Source organism: Thermaerobacter nagasakiensis (assembly GCF_055396825.1).
On sequence record NZ_AP043740.1, the window covers coordinates 1,309,917 to 1,325,724 of the forward strand.

The 15,808-nt window shown below is 72.3% G+C and carries 10 protein-coding genes; 8 read left to right on the top strand and 2 right to left on the bottom strand.

What is annotated here, in order from left to right; translation table 11 throughout:
- Window positions 1–7: 7 nt before the first annotated feature.
- From ACZ5T9_RS05610 to lpdA, 5 genes are all read left to right on the top strand, one after another.
- Window positions 8–3,391: a Swt1 family HEPN domain-containing protein gene (locus tag ACZ5T9_RS05610; protein WP_464834327.1), complete on the top strand. Its 3,384-nt coding sequence runs from the start codon at window positions 8–10 to the stop codon at window positions 3,389–3,391.
- Between the two features lie 194 nt (window positions 3,392–3,585).
- A complete protein-coding gene (gene pdhA / locus ACZ5T9_RS05615) occupies window positions 3,586–4,839 on the top strand; it encodes a pyruvate dehydrogenase (acetyl-transferring) E1 component subunit alpha (protein ID WP_006903459.1) in 1,254 nt (417 codons plus the stop codon).
- On the top strand, window positions 4,839–5,816 hold the full coding sequence (locus ACZ5T9_RS05620; protein WP_464834328.1) for an alpha-ketoacid dehydrogenase subunit beta: 978 nt from the start codon (window positions 4,839–4,841) through the stop codon (window positions 5,814–5,816). Before pdhA ends, ACZ5T9_RS05620 begins: the two co-directional genes overlap by 1 nt.
- A gap of 129 nt (window positions 5,817–5,945) precedes the next feature.
- Window positions 5,946–7,547, top strand: coding sequence for a dihydrolipoamide acetyltransferase family protein (locus tag ACZ5T9_RS05625; protein WP_464834329.1), 1,602 nt, complete (start codon window positions 5,946–5,948; stop codon window positions 7,545–7,547).
- 27 nt (window positions 7,548–7,574) lie between these two features.
- Window positions 7,575–9,059, top strand: coding sequence for a dihydrolipoyl dehydrogenase (lpdA, locus tag ACZ5T9_RS05630; protein WP_464834330.1), 1,485 nt, complete (start codon window positions 7,575–7,577; stop codon window positions 9,057–9,059).
- A 182-nt stretch (window positions 9,060–9,241) separates the two neighbouring features.
- Here lpdA and ACZ5T9_RS05635 read toward each other — a convergent pair whose 3' ends face one another.
- Window positions 9,242–9,433, bottom strand: coding sequence for a hypothetical protein (locus ACZ5T9_RS05635; RefSeq protein WP_464834331.1), 192 nt, complete (start codon window positions 9,431–9,433; stop codon window positions 9,242–9,244).
- Between the two features lie 998 nt (window positions 9,434–10,431).
- Between ACZ5T9_RS05635 and ACZ5T9_RS05640 the strand changes: the two genes are divergently transcribed.
- Both ACZ5T9_RS05640 and ltrA read left to right on the top strand, forming a co-directional pair.
- Window positions 10,432–11,040: an ECF transporter S component gene (locus ACZ5T9_RS05640; RefSeq protein ID WP_464834332.1), complete on the top strand. Its 609-nt coding sequence runs from the start codon at window positions 10,432–10,434 to the stop codon at window positions 11,038–11,040.
- A gap of 842 nt (window positions 11,041–11,882) precedes the next feature.
- Window positions 11,883–13,136, top strand: coding sequence for a group II intron reverse transcriptase/maturase (ltrA, locus tag ACZ5T9_RS05645; RefSeq protein ID WP_464834379.1), 1,254 nt, complete (start codon window positions 11,883–11,885; stop codon window positions 13,134–13,136).
- 277 nt (window positions 13,137–13,413) lie between these two features.
- On the opposite strand, the gene ACZ5T9_RS05650 is transcribed toward ltrA, so the two are convergent.
- Window positions 13,414–13,785 carry a YunC family protein gene (locus ACZ5T9_RS05650; protein WP_305849857.1) on the bottom strand — a complete coding sequence of 124 codons (372 nt, stop codon included), beginning with the start codon at window positions 13,783–13,785 and terminating at the stop codon, window positions 13,414–13,416.
- A gap of 579 nt (window positions 13,786–14,364) precedes the next feature.
- Between ACZ5T9_RS05650 and ACZ5T9_RS05655 the strand changes: the two genes are divergently transcribed.
- Entirely contained in the window at window positions 14,365–15,564 is a 1,200-nt protein-coding gene (locus ACZ5T9_RS05655) for a hypothetical protein (protein WP_464834333.1), read from the top strand.
- Window positions 15,565–15,808: the final 244 nt, after the last annotated feature.

Sequence of the window (15,808 nt, forward strand, 5' to 3'; positions counted from 1 at the left end):
GGAGACCATGTCCATCAGCAACTACGAGCGGGTGCGCAGGGCCCTGGAGCTGCTGCGTAACGGGCTGGCGCCCTTCGTCGCCCGGGAGATCCGCCTCGCCCGCAAGGAGGGGCGGGTGGACGACCGCGTCCTGCTCAAGTTCGCCGAGGATCCCCTGGTGGCCGAGAAGCCGGTGGAAGAGTGGGATGTGTCGCTCCTGCTCAAACTGATGTGGAACACGTGGAACGACGTGTTCAGGCATACCCTGGGCCATGCTGAGCGCAGCTTCGTCTCCGAGCTCCGGGAGTGGCGCAACCGCTGGGCGCACCAGGAGCCCTTCAGCAGCGACGACACCTACCGGGTGCTGGACTCCGCCCGGCGCCTGCTGGCCGCCATCTCCGCCCCCGAGGCGGAGGAACTGGACCGCATGACCGCCGAGCTCCTGCGGGTCCAGTACGACGAAAAGGTGCGGCAGCAGCGGCGCAAGGCGGGCGGCTCCCTGATCGAGGCAGCCGCCAGCGGCATGCTCAAGCCCTGGCGCGAGGTGGTGAGCCCCCACGAGGACGTGGCCAGCGGCCGCTACCAGCACGCCGAGTTCGCCGCCGACCTCTGGCAGGTGTACCTGGGTGAGGGCAGCGACGAGTACAAAGACCCGGTGGAGTTCTTCCGGCGCACCTACCTCACCGAGAGCCTGAAGTGGCTGCTGGTCAACGCCGTGCGCCGGCTGTCGGGCCAGGGCGGCGACCCCGTGGTCCAGCTCCAGACCAACTTTGGCGGCGGCAAGACCCACTCCATGCTGGCCCTGTACCACCTCTTCTCCGGCCTGCGGCCGGGGAACCTGCCCGGCGTGGAGGAGGTGCTGAAGGAGGCCGGCTTCACCTCCATCCCCCGGGCGCGGCGGGTGGTGCTGGTGGGCAACCGCATCTCCCCCGGCAATCCCAGCGTCAAGGACGACGGCACGGTGGTACGCACCCTATGGGGCGAGCTGGCCTGGCAGCTGGGCCGGCGGGACGCCTACGAGCGGGTGCGGGCCGACGACGAGCGGGCCACCAATCCCGGCGACACCCTGCGCCAGCTGCTGGCGGACTACGGGCCCTGCCTGATCCTCATCGACGAGTGGGTGGCCTACGCCCGCCAGCTCCACGACGCCGGCGACCTGCCCGCCGGCAGCTTCGACACCCAGTTCACCTTTGCCCAGGCCTTGACCGAGGCGGTCAAGGCCGTCCCCAACGCCCTGCTGGTGGTGAGCCTGCCCGCGTCGGAGAGCCCCACCGCCACCCGCACCGGTGCCGAGGACGTCGAGGTGGGCGGCTCCCGCGGCCGGGAAGCCCTGGAGCGGCTGCGCAACGTCATCGGGCGCGTGGAGGTGCCCTGGCGGCCGGCCACCCCCGAGGAGAGCTTCGAGATCGTCCGGCGCCGGCTCTTCCAGCCCATGACGGACCCCGAGCAGTTCGAGGCGCGGGACGTGGTGGCCCGGGCCTTCATGGAACTGTACAAGGCTCATCCGGGGGAGTTCCCTGCCGAGTGCCGGGAGCCGCAGTACGAGCGGCGCATCAAGGCCGCGTACCCCATCCACCCCGAAGTCTTCGACCGCCTGTACGGGGACTGGGCCACGCTGGTGCGGTTCCAGCGGACCCGGGGCGTGCTGCGGCTCATGGCCGCGGTGATCCACAGCCTGTGGGAGCAGGGGGATCGCAGCCCCCTGATCCTGCCCTGCACCCTGCCCATGGACGACCGGCGGGTGGAGTCGGAGCTCACCCGCTACCTGACGGACAACTGGGTGCCCGTGATCCAAAGGGACGTGGACGGTCCCGGCTCGCTGCCGCTGCAGATCGATGGAGAGTCGTCCACCTTCGGGCGCTACTCCGCCACCCGGCGGGTGGCGCGCACCATCTACCTGGGCTCCGCCCCCACCTACACGGCCGCCAACCGGGGCCTGGACGACCGGCGCATCAAGCTCGGCTGCGTCATGCCCGGCGAGTCGCCGGCGGTGTTCGGCGATGCCCTGCGGCGCCTGGCCGGTCGGGCCACCTACCTGTACACCGACGGGACTCGGTACTGGTACGCCCCCCAGCCCAACGTCAACAGCCTGGCGGAGGAACGGGCGGAACAGCTCAAGTACCAGCCGGACCGGGTGGCGGAAGAGATCGAGCGGCGGGTGCGGGAAGAGGTACGTCGCTCCTCGGGCCATTTCGCCGGGGTGCACCCCTTCCCCAAGTCCAGCCAGGAGGTACCGGACGAACCGGCCGCCCGGCTGGTGATCCTGGGCCTGGACGCCCCCCACCAGCGCAACGGCGAGAGCCCTGCCCTGTCCGCCGCCGCCCAGATCCTGGAGTGGCGGGGCCACCAGCCCCGAACCTACCGGAACGCCCTGGTGTTCCTGGCGGTGGACCGCACCCAGCTGGACGGCCTGGACGAGGCGGTGCGGCGCTACCTGGCCTGGGACTCCATCCTGCAGGAGCGGGAGGCCCTCAACCTGGACCCGCACCAGACCCGCACGGCGGAACAGCAGAAGGCCGCGGCCGACACCACCGTTTCCCTGCGCCTGCTGGAGGCCTTCCAGTGGCTGCTGGTGCCCGAGCAGCCCGATCCCCAGGGCGAGGTGGGCTGGGTGCCCGTGCGCTTGCAAGGGTCCGGGAACCTGGTGGAACGGGCCAGCAAGAAGCTGGTGGCGGACGGTCACCTGTACACCCAGCTCGGCGGGAACGTGCTGCGCATCCAGCTGGACCGGGTGCCCCTCTGGCGGGGGGACCACGTGGAGGCCCGCCAGCTTGTGGAGGACTTCTTCCGGTACGTCTATCTCCCGCGGCTGAGAGACCCGTCGGTGCTGGTGGGTGCGATCGAGAACGGCGTGGGGATGCTGACGTGGCTGCAAGACGGCTTCGCGTATGCCGAGAGCTATGACGAGGCGGCCGGCCGTTACCGCGGGCTGAGGGCGGGGGAGGGGGTCTCCCTGGATGCCCTTGCTCCGGTGGGGCTGCTGGTTCGTCCGGCGGTGGCGGAACGGCAGCTCAAGGCCGAACTGGCCGGGCCGGTGGGAGCGGCGGGGGCGGCGGGAGGCCCGGCCGGGCAGCCCGCGACCGCCGGTGCCGCCGGGGTGACCGTGGCCGGTGTGGTGGTCGCTCCGGGCGGGGGCCAAGGGCCGGGGGCTGTGCCGGGCACGCCGCCCCAGCCCGTCTTTCGCCGCTTCTACGGCAGGGCCACCTTGAACCCCATGCGGGTGGGAGGGGATGCCGGGAAGATCGCCGAGGAGGTCATCGCCCACCTGGCGGCCCCGCCCGGGGCTGAGGTCCGGATCACGCTGGAGATCGAGGCGTCGCTGCCCGCGGGGTTCTCCGAGCCCGTGATCCGGACGGTGCGGGAAAACTGCAACACGTTGAAGTTCGAGGAGCACCACTTCGAAGAAGAGTAGGCCGCGCCCGTGGCGGGGTTGGGGCGGCGGGGTTGGGGCGGGGGTACCTGCCCGATCCCGGCAGGGAATGCCAGAGCACAACCGAACTGAACCCGGTGGGTTCGTTCCGAACGACCGTTTGTAAGCCTCGTTGGAAGCCTCGCGGCGCGGGGCCGCCCGCGCCGGGGGAGCTCCTGACAACAGGGGGGAGCGGCGTGGGCAGCCTACACCACCTCCGGGAGGAGACCCTGGAGCTGGTCCGGGTGCTGGACCCCGACGGCAACCTGGTCGGGGAGCCGGCCCCGGATCTTACCGATGAGAAGCTGGTGGAGTTCTACCGGTGGATGGTCCTGGCCCGTACCTTCGACGAGCGCTGCCTCAACCTGCAGCGCCAGGGGCGCATGGGGACGTACGCCCCGCTGGCAGGGCAGGAGGCCGCCCAGGTGGGCAGCGCCTTTGCCCTGCAGCCCGAAGACTGGGTCTTCCCATCCTACCGCGAGCACGCGGTGACCATGATCCACGGCCTGCCCATGGAGAAGGTGCTGCTCTACTGGATGGGCCGGGAAGAGGGCAACCAGATCCCGCCGGAGGTCAACGTCTTCACCGTGGCGGTGCCCATCGCCACCCAGATCCCCCACGCCGTCGGCGCCGCCTGGGCCGCCAGGATCCGCGGCGACCGCCGGGCCTTCATCGTCTACTTCGGCGACGGCGCCACCTCCGAGGGCGACTTCCACGAGGGCTGCAACTTCGCGGGGGTCTTCAAGGCGCCGGTGGTCTTCTTCTGCCAGAACAACCAGTTCGCCATCAGCGTGCCCCTGCACCGGCAGACGGCGTCGGAGACCATCGCCCAGAAGGCGGTGGCCTACGGCTTCCCCGGGGTCCGGGTCGACGGCAACGACGTGCTGGCCGTGTACAAGGTGACCAAGGAGGCCCTGGACCGGGCCCGGGCCGGCGAGGGGCCGACCCTCATCGAGGCGCTGACCTACCGCTACGGGCCCCACACCACCGCCGACGACCCCACCCGCTACCGCGGGCGGGACGAGGTGGAGGAGTGGCGCCAGCGCCGGGATCCCCTGAACCGCATGCGGCGCTTCCTCATGGCCCGGGGCCTGCTGGACGAGGCCCAGGATCAGACCCTGGCCGAGGAAGCCCGGCAGCGGGTGGCGGCGGCGGTGCAGGCGGTGGAGGCCATGCCCAAGGCGTCGCCGGCGGCCATTTTCGACTACGTCTACGCCCAGCTGCCCTGGCACCTGGAAGAACAGCGGCGGGAGCTGCTGGCGGAACTGGGGGAGGCCGGGGCTGCGGGCGGCAGCTTTGCTGGGGGCGGGGCCCCGGGTCCAGGTGCGGGCGGTCCGGGCGGAGCGGCGGCCGGCGGGAGCGGCACGGCCGGTGGCCAGGGCGCTACCGCAGCGGGCGGGGCCCCGGGCGCCGCACCGGGCCGGGACGGCCAGCAAGGGGGTGGGCGGTGATGGCCAAGCTGACCATCGTCCAGGCGGTGGCCGACGCCCTGCGCACCGAGATGGAGCTGGACGACCGGGTGGTGGTCCTGGGCGAAGACGTGGGGGTCAACGGCGGCGTCTTCCGCGCCACCGAGGGCCTCTACCAGCGGTTCGGCGAGAACCGGGTGATCGACACGCCGCTGGCCGAGTCGGCCATCGTGGGTACCGCCATTGGCATGGCCATCTACGGGCTGCGGCCGGTGGCGGAGATCCAGTTCGAGGGGTTCATGCCGCCCGCCTTTGACCAGATCGTCAACCACGCGGCCCGCATCCGCACCCGCTCCCGCGGCCGCTTCACCTGCCCGCTGGTGATCCGCGCGCCCTGGGGCGGCGGCATCCGGGCGCCGGAGCACCACTCCGACAGCCCCGAGGCCTGGTACATCCACCAGCCGGGGCTCAAGGTGGTGATCCCGAGCACCCCCTACGACACCAAGGGTCTCTTGATCGCCGCCATCCGCGACCCCGACCCGGTGATCTTCTTCGAACCCAAGCGGATCTACCGCGCCTTCCGGCAGGAGGTGCCCGAGGAGGCCTACACCGTCCCCATCGGCCGGGCCCGCACGGTCCGGGAAGGGCGGGATGTGGCCATCTTCACCTGGGGCGCCATGGTGCGGATCGTGGAGGAAGCGGCGGAGGAACTGGCCGGCCGCGGCATCGAGTGCGAGATCATCGACCTCAGGACCCTGAGCCCGGTGGACGTGGACGCCATCGTGGCGGCGGTGCAGAAGACGGGCCGGGCCCTGGTGGTCCACGAGGCGCCCAAGACGGCCGGCTTCGGGGCGGAGATCGTGGCCCTGATCAACGAGCGGGCCCTCCTGTACCTGGAGGCGCCGGTGTACCGGGTGGCGGGCTTCGACACCCCGATGCCCCTCTTCCACCTGGAAGACTACTACCTGCCCAACAAGGAACGGGTGATCCGGGGCGTGGAACGGGTGCTGAACTTCTGACCCGGACTTCCGAGCCGGACGTCTGACCCGGGCTTGTGACCCGGGCTTCTGACCCGGGCCGTGGAGCGGGTGCTGGGCTCCTGGCCCGGGAACGGCCAGGTGCGGCCCCGGAAAAGCGAGGTGCGGCGGATGGCGTACGAATTCCGGTTGCCCGACGTGGGCGAGGGCATCCACGAAGGGGAGATCGTTCGCTGGCTGGTCAAGCCGGGGGACCGGGTGCGCGAGGACCAGCCCCTGGTGGAGGTGCAGACCGACAAGGCCACGGTGGAGATCCCGTCCCCGGTGGCCGGCGTGGTGCTGGAGCTGCGCGGCAACGAGGGCGATGTGGTCCAGGTCGGCAGCGTGATCGTGGTGATCGAGACAGAAGCCCAGGGGGACGAACCGGCTGGGGCGGCGCCGGCTGCTGCTGCGGCCCCTGCGGCCCAGGCGGCGCCCCCGGCGGCGCCGCACCAGGCGCCCCCGGCTCCGGCGGCCGCGGGCCCGGCCGCGGCCCCGGGAGGGGTGCCGGCCGCTTCGCCTGGGGTCACGCCGCCGCCCCCACCCGGCCTGGCCGCGGTGCCCGGGACGGATGCAGCGCCGGCGGCCGCAGCCCCAGGCGCTGGGCCGGCAGCGGAGGCGCGGCGGGTCCTGGCCACCCCGGCCACCCGCCGCCTGGCCCGCGAGCTGGGGGTCGACATCCGGCTGGTCCCCGGGACGGGCCCGGCGGGCCGGGTGACAGCCGAGGACGTGCGGGCCTTTGCCGCGGCCCGGGCAGCCGGGACGCCGGCGGTCACGGCGACTGCGGCCGGTGCGACGGCGGGTGGCGCGACGGTGGCGGCCCCGCCCGCAGCTCCGGGGGCGGCGCCGGCCGTGGCACCTACTGCGCCAGCGGGTGCGGCCCCGTCTGCCGGACCGGCCGTTGCATCCCCTGGCGCCGCCGCGGCGACCCCGGCGGGGGTACCGGGGGTGGCCGCCGCAGCCACGGCGGGCGCGGCCGCCCCGGCGGCCGGGGCCGGTTCGGCCGCCCGGTGGGCCGTTCCCGCCGGGGGCGAGCAGCGCGTACCCTTGCGGGGCCTGCGCAAGCGCATCGCCGAGAAGATGGTCCAGTCCAAGTACACCGCTCCCCACGTCACCCACGTGGAGGAGGTCGACGTCACCGAACTGGTGGAGCTGCGGCGCAAGGCCCTGCCCCTGGCGGAGCAGCGAGGGATCAAGCTGACCTACCTGCCGTTTGTCGCCAAGGCCGTGGTGGCGGCCCTGCAGCAGTTCCCCGTCTTCAACGCCAGCCTGGACGACGAGCGCCAGGAGATCGTGCTCAAGGGTTACTACCATATCGGTGTGGCCACGGCCACCGATGAGGGCCTCATCGTCCCCGTGGTGCGGGACGTGGACCGCAAGAGCATCTTCCAGCTGGCCCGGGAGATCGCGGCCTTGACCGAAGCGGCCCGGGCGCGGCGGATCGCCCTGGACGACGTGCGGGGTTCGACCTTCACCATCACCAACGTGGGCGCCCTGGGCGGCGGCGTGTGGTCCACGCCCATCATCAACTACCCCGAGGTGGCGATCCTGGGCGTGCACAAGTTCCGCGAGACGCCGGTGGTGCGGGATGGGCAGATCGTGGTGCGGACCATCACGTACCTTGCCCTGAGTTTCGACCACCGGGTGGCCGACGGGGCCGACGCGGTGCGGTTCGTCAACCGGATCAAGGAGTACCTGGAGCAGCCGAGCCTGCTGTTCCTGGAGATGGCCTGATGGCGGGGCAGAACGGGAGTGGATGGGATGGTCGTCGGCGAGGTGGCGACGGAGACCGAGGTCCTGGTCATCGGGGGCGGCCCGGGGGGTTACGTGGCCGCCATCCGGGCCGCCCAGCTGGGCAAGGACGTCACCCTGGTGGAGAAAGACCGCCTGGGCGGGGTGTGCCTGAACGTGGGCTGCATCCCCTCCAAGGCCCTGATCGATGCCGCCAAGGCCTACCACCGGCTGGCCCGGGAGGCGGAGCGGGGCATCGTGGTCGAAGGGGCGCGCCTGGACTTCGCCCGGCTGCAGGGCTGGAAGCAGTCGGTGGTCCAGCGGCTGACGGGGGGCGTGGAGCAGCTCCTCAAGGGCAACGGCGTGACGGTGGTGAAGGGGCGGGCCACTTTCACCGGGCCCAACCAGGTGCTGGTGGAGAACCCCGGCGGGGGCAACGAGGTATACCGCTTCAAGCACTGCATCCTGGCCACGGGCTCACGGCCCGTCGAGCTCCCGGGCTTCGCTTTTGACGGCGTGCGGATCCTGGATTCCTCCGACGCCCTGGCGCTGGACCACCTGCCCCTGCGGCTGGTGGTGATCGGGGGCGGGTACATCGGCCTCGAGCTGGGCACCGCCTTTGCCAAGCTGGGGTCGGAGGTGACGGTGCTGGAGCTGGCGGACCAGCTGCTCCCCGGCACCGATCCGGAGCTGGTGCAGGTGGTGGCCCGGCGCCTCCGCCAGCTGGGGGTCAAGGTCCACACCGGCGTCTGCGTCCTGGGGTGGGAAGAGGAGCCCGGCGGCGAGGGGGTCCGGGTGGTGTTCCGGCCCGAGCCCCGCGGGGAGGGGGCGGCGGGAGCCGGTGTACCGGGATCGGCGGGTTCGTCCGGATCGGAAGAACAGGCCGTGGTGGCCGACGCGGTCCTGGTCAGCGTGGGCCGGCGGCCCAACACCGACGGCCTGGGACTGGAGCTGGCGGGCGTGGAGCTGGACGAGCGGGGCCGGGTGAAGGTCGATGCCCGGCTGCGCACCAGCCAGCGGAACATCTTCGCCATCGGCGACATCGTGCCCGGTCCCATGCTGGCCCACAAGGCCAGCCGGGAGGGGATCGTGGCGGCGGAGGTCATCGCCGGGTTGCCCGCGGCGGCCGATTACGTGGCGGTGCCGGCGCCCGTCTTCACCGACCCGGAGATCGCCACGGTGGGGCTGACGGAGGACCAGGCGCGCCGGCAGGGCTACGACCCCGTGGTCGGGCGGTTTCCCTACGCGGCCAACGGCCGGGCCCTGACCCTGGGCGAGCGGGACGGGTTCGTCAAGCTGGTGGCGGATCGGGAGAGCAAGGTGGTCCTGGGGGCGGGCATCGTGGGGCCGGAGGCGTCCGACCTGGTGGCCGAACTGGCCCTGGCCATCGAGATGGGCGCCACCCTGGAGGATCTGGCCCTCACCGTCCACGCCCACCCGACCCTGAGCGAGGCGGTGATGGAGGCGGCGGAGGCGGGTCTGGGCCACGCCATCCACGTGCTGGGGAAGCGGTAACGAGCGGTAACGGAGAGCGGTCACGGGGGGGGGGGCAATGCCTCGACGGTCCGGTGTGCCGGGGGCGATTCCTCCCCTCCGGCATGCCGGCCGCATTCCGGCAGCGATTCCTTTGGATACCGGGGCGATCCCTCCGCTGGAGGCGATCGTCGACGGCGCGACGGTGCATCAGCCCATGTCCATCAGCCCGTGCCAGCCGGCCCGCCGGTTCCGTTCCGCCGGCGGGCCATCACGGTGGACACGGCCCAGATGACGCCGCCGGCGATCAGGAGGAAGGGCAGCAGGCCCAGCCCCAGCGTAAGGGCGAAGATCCCCAGCCGCGCTACCAGCAGGAGCGCCAGCCCGGCCACCACCAGCGTCAATGCCCAGCCCATCCCGATCACCCCACCGGTTCGTCCGTTCCGGTTCACCCGGTTCCGCAGCAATAACCTGCCCGGAACGGCGGGGCCGCAGACCGGAGCCTTGTAACAGCGCGGGCAGGTCGAGGGCACGGCGGGCGACACCTGCGGCTGTTCCAGGTGCCGCCGGATTTCCCGGGCTGGCGGATCTCAGGTCTTGCCGGATCTGTTATAGTCATCTTAGAGGTGGGTTTTCGTCCGGACGGTCCTCACCTCCACATCACAATCCATGACCTTCCTTCGGGGCAGGGTGGAAGTCCCGACCGGCGGTGATGGCGGCGCGCCAGTCCTGGCGCGACCGCACCAGCCCGCGAACCGCGCGCCGGAGCACCCATGCCCGGGCCGAGGCAGGCAGGCCTCCCCGGCGCCGGTGCGGTGAAGGGCGCGGCCGATTCCGGTGAGAAGCCGGAGCCGACGGTGATAGTCCGGATGGGAGAAGGAAGGGACGCGGGATTTCCCGGGAGAGGCGAGCGCGGCCTTGCCGTGCTCGCCGGGTGGAGTGCCGCGCGCAGGTGTGCCGCGTCCTGGCGGTTGTCCCGCCATTGTGCACCGAGCACCTGGCGGACGTCCCGCGCACGTGGTGGTTGCGCTCCGCTACCGCGCACCTGGCACCGGGCGGATGGGCCCTGCTGGCGACGCCGGTGGCGGGGTGGGCCGGGGTCGCCGCGGCGGAGTGCCGCCAGCGTGCCGACCGCGGGGGTTCGGCGTTCGACCGCGGAATGTGCGGCGCGGGGAAGCCGGCCGGGGGTCGTGGTCGACCGCGATGGGCGCTCGCAGTTGCGGCGCCATCTCCCGTGCGGTACGCCCGCGGCCGCATGCGGCCGTGCGGATCACGCGAGCGCGGAATTCGGCGCGTCACCGGGAAATCGTTGACCCAAGCGCAAGCCTACGGGTCCACCTGCGTCCGTTCCCCCGAAGGGCTGGGCGGGACGGGCTTTTTTGATGCCCGCCCGCACGCTCTGCGCAGGGGGTGCATGCCGGTGGTTCGTCGCATGGTGCGCCTGGCGCTCCTGGCGTCCATGGCGTTCCTGCTCATGCTGTGGGAGATCCAGCTGACGCCTCTCCTCCCCTTCATCCCGGCGTACCTCAAGTACGATCCCGGCGATCTGCCCGTGTTGATGGGCGGCTTCGCCTACGGCCCCGCGGCCGGCGCCACGGTGGCGCTGGTCAAGGACCTGCTGTTCCTCTTTTCGGGCAAGTCCACGGCGGGATGGGTTGGCATCGCCGCCAACCTGCTGGCCAGCCTGGCCTATGTGGTGCCGGCCGCGTGGCTTTACCGGAAGATCGGCAGCCGCTGGGCCCTGGCGCTGGCCGTGCTGGCGGGAACCGCCAGCACCAGCGCCGTGATGGCCGTGGCCAACTACTTCGTCTTCCTGCCGCTGTGGGGGGTGCCCGCCGAGCAGGTAGGGGCCACGGTGGTCACCGCCATCACACCCTTCAACCTGATCAAGGGCCTGGCCACCGGGGTGCTGGCGCTGGTGGCCTACCCGCGCATCGCCCGCGTGCTGGACGACCCCGTCTTCGCCACGCCGGTGGCCGAGGGCTGGGCGGGCCAGGCGGCCGGGGAGCCGCGGCGCCCGTAGGGGGAACCCGGCGGGCTGCAGCGCCAGGCGAGCTGCGGAGCCTGGCGCCCGCACGGCGCGGGACCTGGCGGCTGCGGCGCACGGCGGGCCGGGGAGCCCGGCGTCGCGCGGGGGCGCGCCGGGCTCCCCGCGGTGCGGGGCCTGGCGACTGCCCTGCACGACCCGCAGGGCGCTGGGCGCGGGCCCGGGGGGCGCCTGCACCTGGCAGGCCCTGGGCTGGCAGGGCCCCGGCGTCACAGCCCAGGAAAAGGGGGCCGGTTCCCGTGGAGGAACCGGCCCCCTGCCGTGCGCCCGGCATGGGCGAGTGCTAAGGGGTGAAAGTCCCCTGCGGAGGGTGGCCCCGTACAACCGCTAGCCGAAGGCAAGGGTGCCCGCGGCGACGCGGGATCCGAAGGAAGCCGGAGGCAAAGTCGCGACCCGACGACCAGGAACCGCGGGCGAGGCAGTGCCGACTGGGCGAGCCGGCAGCACACGGCGAAGCCCGAGATGGGCCGAAGGGCGGCGCTGTAAACGCGGCGGGTGTGCGACGAAAGTGCTCGCTCTTACCCGGGGAGGCCTGCCGGTAGGCCAGCATGGCTGGCAACCCGCGACCGCAAGGCGCGGCTGAGCCGGCAGGAGTCAGCAGAGGCCGTAGTACCGCCGGCCGGGCCGGCGGGAAGGGCCGAACGTCGAGTCCGGGAGGGTGTTGGCGCGTTCGCGCCGGGTGCGAGGAGAGCAGCCAACCCGAGAGGGCCTCGCCCAGGAGGCGGTGGTGAATCCCACCGGGGCCTGGGCGAGAGCGGAGCACCCGGCCGGGACAGACCGGCGCCCCTCCCCGCGGAGGACGTGGTGGCGTGGACCTGATGGAGCAGGTGGTGGCCCGGGAGAACATGGGGGCCGCCCTGCGACGGGTGGAGCAGAACCGGGGCGCACCGGGTATCGACGGCATGACCGTCGAACAACTGCGGGGTTTTCTGCGGGAGCGGTGGCCGCAGGTGCGCGCCCAGCTGCTGGCGGGAACCTACAAGCCGCAACCCGTCCGCCGGGTGGAAATCCCCAAGCCCGGAGGTGGCACGCGCCTCCTGGGGATTCCGACCGTCCTGGACCGCCTGATCCAGCAGGCTTTGCTGCAAGTGCTGACGCCGATCTTCGACCCCGATTTTTCGGAGCACAGCTACGGCTTTCGGCCGGGGCGCTCCGCCCATCAGGCGGTCGAAGCCGCGCGCCGGCACGTCGAGGAAGGCTACACCTGGGTGGTGGACCTGGATGTCGAGAAGTTCTTCGACCGGGTCCACCACGACGTCCTCATGGCCCGGGTGATGCGGAAGGTTGCGGACAAGCGCGTCCGGATGCTCATCCGCCGCTACCTGCAGGCCGGTGTGATGGTCGGCGGGGTGAAGGTGCGGACGGAGGAGGGCACGCCCCAAGGCGGCCCCCTGAGCCCGCTTTTGGCCAACATCCTGCTGGACGAGCTGGACAAGGAGCTGGAGCGGCGGGGACACCGCTTCGTTCGCTACGCGGACGACTGCAACATCTACGTTCGCTCGGAACGGGCGGGGCACCGGGTCATGGCGGGAGTGCGACGCTTCCTCGAAAAGCGGCTGAGGCTCAAGATCAACGAGCCAAAGAGCGCGGTGGACCGGCCCTGGCGACGCAAGTTCCTCGGCTTCAGCATGTACCGCGGCCGGGAAGGCATCCGCCTGCGCGTGGCCCCGCAAACGGTGCAGCGGCTCAAAGACCGCATCCGCGGCCTGACGAGCCGGACCTGGCCGGTTTCCATGCCCGAGCGCATCCGCCGGATCAATGTCTATTTGCGCGGTTGGCTCGCTTACTTCCGCATCGCGGACATGGCGGACCTGCTCCGCAACGTGGAAGGTTGGCTCCGGCGACGCTTGCAGGCGTGCCTTTGGAAGCAGTGGAAACGGCCGCGCACCCGGTTGCGGGAACTGCGGGCCCTGGGCCACCCCGAGTGGCGAGCCCGGCAGTGGGCCATGGCGCGACGCGGGTACTGGGCCATGGCCGGTGGCCCGCTCAACAGCGCCCTGGGCAAGCCGTACTGGCTTACCCAGGGGCTGCTGAGCCTCACTCGATGCTACCACGAACTTCGCCGTGCTTGACGAACCGCCCGGTGCGGACCCGCATGCCGGGTGGTGTGAGGGGGACGGGGCCTTCACCGGCCCCTCCTACTCGATTTCTCCGCGCCCTGCCCTCCTTAATGGTGGCGGGCCGGCGACCCCGGCGGCCGCCGGGCAGGCGGGCTTGACCGCCCGCCCCCCGACCGCCTCTTCCGGGCTTTTCGCGGGCCGTTGACCCGGGCTTCCGGGCTCCGGCCGGCTCTCCGGTACCCCCTTCTCCCGGCCCCGAGCCCAGCCCATGGCCTCCTCCCCCAGCCCTTCACCCGGCCGCCGGGCCCGGGCTGTCGCCGCCGGCCGCCGCCGCGGCGGGAGCCGGCTCCACCGCCAGGAGGCGTTCCAGGGCGTCGCGCCCCGTCATCCCCGGGTGAATACCCAACTCCCGTGCCGCGCTGGTGACCGACTCCAGCGGGCGCTCCAGGAGATCGCCGAAGTCGCGGACGCCGAGAGCGCGGCCCGCCACGATGCGGCGGGCTCCGAGTAGGTCGTCCAGCAGGCGCACGTCCAGGGCGCCGCACATGATGTACCCGGCGGGGGTCGCGATGGCCACCAGCCGGGTCTTGGGCAGTTCCACCTTCACGCCGACGGCCGTTCCGCCCTTGAGGGGGATGGGCCGAACCTCGACCACAGGCATTCCCTCCCGATGGCGCGGGCGCCTGGTGCGGGCGCAGCGCGCCCGTTCCGTGCGGAGCCCGCGGGTCCGGTTGCGGGCCGCCCCGGTGCCGGGGGCGGGGGCCCTCCGGGGAAACCGCGGCAACCGCGGCGGATCCGGGCTTGAGGGCCCGCCGCTGGCCGGGGTCGCCGCCCGGACCTGGACCCCTGGAACCACTGGCTAGGGCATTGTATGGCCGCCCGTGGGCCGCCGTCCCACGCGGGGCGGCCGGCGGGACTCCTCCCTGCACGTCCCGCTCGCAGGAGCGGGGCTCACCTCTTCGCCGGTACGTCATCTGGCTGCCTCGTGGCCCGTGGCCTGCCCGTCCCGGCGAGACGGCGGTCCTTGACCGGGGGACCGGCCGCCCTTGACCCGCGGAGCCCCCGGCGTGACCGGCCGTGACCGGTAGAGTGACCGGCTTGACCGGCCGGGCTTGACCGGCCGGGCTGCCGGGCGGACGGCCCCCGACGGCTCCGGAAATGGTGGCAACTGGAAGGTATAGCAGCCGGGGGGTTCCGCAATCTAACCGCTGGAAACAGCTAGCCGTCAGGGGGGATCATCGTGGACGAACCCAGCGCCTTTGGTGGCCCGAGCCACGCTCGTTACGGCGCAACGCCGCAATCGTACAACCCGCAGGAGCAGTACACTTCCCAGTGGCAGTCGCCGGCGGGCGGGCAGGGCCTGGGCAACCAGGCTTCGGGCCAGTTCCAGAACCAGGCCGGCCAGGCCGGCGGGCAATTGGGCCAGTACGGCCAGTTCGGGCAGGCTGGCGGCCAGGCCGGCCAGTACGGGCAGTTCCAGAGCCAGGCGGGGGCGTATGGCCAGTTCCAGAACCAGGCCGGGCAGTTCGGGCAGTACGGCCAGAGCGCCCACGCCCAGTACGGCGCCACGGCCCAGAGCTACGACCCCGCGGAAAACTACAGCAGCCGCTGGCAGTCCCCGGCCGGTGGGGGGAATATGAGCAACCAGGCCGGGGGCGCCGGCTATGGCGCCGCGGGGGCCGGGCAGTTCGGCCAGCCGTACGGGCAAGGCGGCGGCCAGTACGGCCAGTTCCAGAACCAGGCCGGCCAGGCCGGCGGGCAATTGGGCCAGTACGGCCAGTACGGGCAGGCTGGCGGCCAGGCCGGCCAGTACGGGCAGTTCCAGAGCCAGGCGGGGACGTATGGCCAGTTCCAGAACCAGGCCGGGCAATTCGGCCAGTACGGCCAGAGCGCCCATGCCCAGTACGGCGCCACGGCCCAGAGCTACGATCCCGCGGAAAACTACAGCAGCCGCTGGCAGTCCCCGGCCGGTGGGGGGAATATGAGCAACCAGGCCGGGGGCGCCGGCTATGGCGCCGCGGGGGCTGGCCAGTACGGCCAGCCGTACGGGCAAGCCGGCGGCCAGTATGGCCAGTTCCAGAACCAAGCCGGGCAATTCGGCCAGTACGGCCAGTATGGCCAGGCGGGTGCCCAGGCGGGAGCCCCGTACGGTCAGTACGGCGGCCAGTACACCCAGAGCACGGCAGGCCAGTTCCAGAGCCAGGTAGGCCAGTACGGCCAAGCCGGAGGCCAGTATGGCCAGTTCCAGAACCAGGCGGGGTCATCCGCCCAGTTCCAGGGCCAGGCCGGCCAGTACGGGCAGTTCCAGAACCAGGCCGGCCCGGGCGGCCATGCCCAGTACGGCGCCACGGCCCAGAGCTACAACCCGGCGGAGAACTACTCCGCCAAATGGCAGTCGGCCACGGCCAACGAGCAGGCGGGCGGCGCTTTCCGGGGTTGACGTGACCGCCGCCGGTGCGGTCGTCCAGGGGGTCGGGTTCCATCCCGGCCCCCTTGTCGCGTTGACGGCCGGTGCTGTGCTGCCGTCGCGGCTCCCCGAGCCGGGGGAGCCCGCGGTGGGAACTGGTGGGCACAACGCGCCGCAAGGCCCCCGCCGCAAGGCCTCGGCCTGAAGGCCCCTGCCGAAAGTCCCCCGCCCGCAGGTACCTGCCCGCGGAAACCCGCCCGGGAGGAACCCGGCGCCC

Bases quoted from the DNA above. Each gene is read 5' to 3' on its own strand.
- ACZ5T9_RS05640 (WP_464834332.1), top strand. From the start codon at position 10,432: ATGCCGGTGGTTCGTCGCATGGTGCGCCTGGCGCTCCTGGCGTCCATG.
- ACZ5T9_RS05610 (WP_464834327.1), top strand. From the start codon at position 8: ATGTCCATCAGCAACTACGAGCGGGTGCGCAGGGCCCTGGAGCTGCTG.
- ACZ5T9_RS05650 (WP_305849857.1), bottom strand. From the start codon at position 13,785: ATGCCTGTGGTCGAGGTTCGGCCCATCCCCCTCAAGGGCGGAACGGCC.
- ACZ5T9_RS05635 (WP_464834331.1), bottom strand. From the start codon at position 9,433: ATGGGCTGGGCATTGACGCTGGTGGTGGCCGGGCTGGCGCTCCTGCTG.
- ACZ5T9_RS05620 (WP_464834328.1), top strand. From the start codon at position 4,839: ATGGCCAAGCTGACCATCGTCCAGGCGGTGGCCGACGCCCTGCGCACC.
- lpdA (WP_464834330.1), top strand. From the start codon at position 7,575: ATGGTCGTCGGCGAGGTGGCGACGGAGACCGAGGTCCTGGTCATCGGG.
- ltrA (WP_464834379.1), top strand. From the start codon at position 11,883: ATGGAGCAGGTGGTGGCCCGGGAGAACATGGGGGCCGCCCTGCGACGG.
- ACZ5T9_RS05625 (WP_464834329.1), top strand. From the start codon at position 5,946: ATGGCGTACGAATTCCGGTTGCCCGACGTGGGCGAGGGCATCCACGAA.